Consider the following 584-nt stretch of genomic DNA (forward strand, 5'->3'; position numbering starts at 1 on the left):
CTTGATACCGGCCCGTATCTGTATGTCTCGTGTGATGCTTTGACCATGAAAGTTCGTGAAGGTGGACGAGTCGTTAAAACCTCTGTACTGCTGGCCACCGGGGTTAATGCCGAAGGCTATCGTGAGCTATTGGGCATGCAAGTTGCAACATCTGAGTCTATGGCCTCGTGGATCGGGTTCTTTCGGGATCTTAAAGCTCGCGGACTTGATGAGGTCTATCTTGTCACCAGTGACGCGCATCTAGGTATCCAGCATGCGATTAGTGAGGTATTACCGAATGCGTCCTGGCAGCGGTGCCGGACGCATTTCGCTAAAAACCTGTCTTCGATGGTGCCTAAGGCGCAGTGGCCACCCCTATCGGCGATGTTTCATACGATATTCCAGCAACCAGACTCGGAATCGGTGTGGTCCCAAGCACGTGAGGTCGTAGCGTTTTGTGAAGATAAATTCCCGCACGTTGCCAGCTACTTGGAAAAAGCCCGTGAAGAGCTTCTGGCATTTACTAACGCCCCGAAATCAGTGTGGAAGAAAGTCTGGTCGAATAACCCTACTGAACGGCTCAATCGTGAAATCCGCAGGCGTAC

General features: G+C 51.7%; 1 protein-coding gene. It reads left to right on the forward strand.

Annotated features, from left to right (window positions below; all coding sequences use genetic code 11):
* On the forward strand, positions 1–584 hold a 584-nt coding region (locus QP888_RS11000; protein WP_284813593.1), incomplete at both ends, for an IS256 family transposase.

Source organism: Corynebacterium sp. MSK297 (genome assembly GCF_030232885.1).
Classification (GTDB): Bacteria; Actinomycetota; Actinomycetes; order Mycobacteriales; family Mycobacteriaceae; genus Corynebacterium.